Raw genomic sequence first — 1540 nt, 5'->3', positions numbered from 1 at the left:
CGGCAGGATCAGTTGTTAAGGTAATCATGGGGTCAAGGCCAGGACGGTTTTTGGTTAACGAGGTGACCATAGCGGTTTTAACGGTTAAATCTAAACCAGTTGTTGCTTTGATCTTGGTGCCTTGTTCCTCTAATAAGGTTAACAAGCCCATTCCTACGGTTCCTAAGCCAAAAAGGCCAATCTTCACTTCCATAATGTCCTCTTCTATCGTTTTTTACTATCAACGAGTGATAATTTTCTATTAACTTTAACATTTTCCTGCATAAAAGGGAATGTTTTTGTTATACTGTCATTAAAATAAAATGAGATTAGAGGAGCGAGTAATGAATTATGTTTCGACCAGAGGAAAGGCTCCGGCTGTTTCGGCTGCTGATGCCATTCTGCAAGGCCTAGCCCCTGATGGTGGGTTGTACGTTCCAAATCAATGGCCAACATTGGACTTGAATTTAGCAGAGTTGGGTACCTATTCTTATCAGACCCTCGCTAAAAAAGTCTTTGCTGGCTTTTTACCAGACTTTACTGCCGATGAGATTCAAACAGTGGTCGAAAGTGCTTATGGTTCACAGTGGGATACCGAAAAAATAGTGCCAGTTGCTGATGAAGGGAACCTGCACTATTTGGAACTCTTTCACGGTCCAACACTAGCCTTTAAAGATATTGCCCTCCAAGCATTGCCTTACTTGGTAACGACGGCTGCTAAAAAAGTTGGTTTGGAAAAAGAAATTGCTATTTTAACCGCTACTTCCGGTGATACTGGAACAGCAGCGATGGCTGGTTTTGCAGATGTTGCCGGTACTAAAATTGCTGTTTTGTACCCACAAGTTGGGGTTTCAGATATCCAACGCCAGCAAATGGTCTCTGAACCAGGTAAAAACACTTACGTTTATGGCCTCGAAGGAAACTTTGACGATGCCCAGCAAGCCGTTAAGGCATTACTTGGTGACGAACAATTCGCCACTTTCTTGGCAGAAAAAAATATTCAAATTTCTTCTGCAAATTCAATTAATATTGGTCGCCTCGTGCCACAAATCGTTTACTACTTTTACGGGTATGGTCAATTAGTTAAATCCGGTCAAATTAAGGCCGGTGAAGCAATTGACGTTCTCGTTCCAACTGGAAACTTTGGCAACATGTTGGCCGCTTATTATGCCAGCCAAATTGGCTTACCAGTTGACCATTTCACAGTTGCATCAAATGAAAACCACGTTTTGACAGAGTTGTTCCAAACTGGGGTATATGACCGTAACCGTGAATTTAAGGTTACTAACGCTCCTGCAATGGATATCCTGGTTTCATCAAACTTGGAACGCCTTCTTTATTTTGCCGGCGGTCAAGATGCAGAACGAATTGCAGCCGATATGCAGGCCTTGAAGGACCAAGGTCGCTACGAGCTTGATGACAAGACCAAAGCTGGTTTAGCGAAGTTCTCAGCAGGATGGACAACACAAAAGCAGGTTGAAGAGACCATTGCTGAAAAGTTTAGTGAAACGGGTTACTTACTTGACCCACATACGGCTGTAGCTGTTCACCAATACAAAGA

Annotated in this window: 1 protein-coding gene and 1 pseudogene; one reads left to right on the top strand and one right to left on the bottom strand. The window is 42.9% G+C overall.

All coding sequences use genetic code 11. The features are described 5' to 3' along the window. Nucleotides 1-193: pseudogene (locus AOQ29_RS07775) on the bottom strand (homoserine dehydrogenase); the annotation flags it as partial. Nucleotides 194-323: 130 nt separating this feature from the next. Here AOQ29_RS07775 and thrC point away from each other — a divergent pair. Next, nucleotides 324-1540 (top strand): threonine synthase (gene thrC, locus AOQ29_RS06920; protein WP_061993751.1); only part of this gene is annotated, 1217 nt, incomplete at its 3' end.

The organism is Fructobacillus ficulneus (genome assembly GCF_001047075.2).
Classification (GTDB): domain Bacteria; phylum Bacillota; class Bacilli; order Lactobacillales; family Lactobacillaceae; genus Fructobacillus; species Fructobacillus ficulneus.
This window is presented reverse-complemented; position numbering and strand designations above follow the sequence as displayed.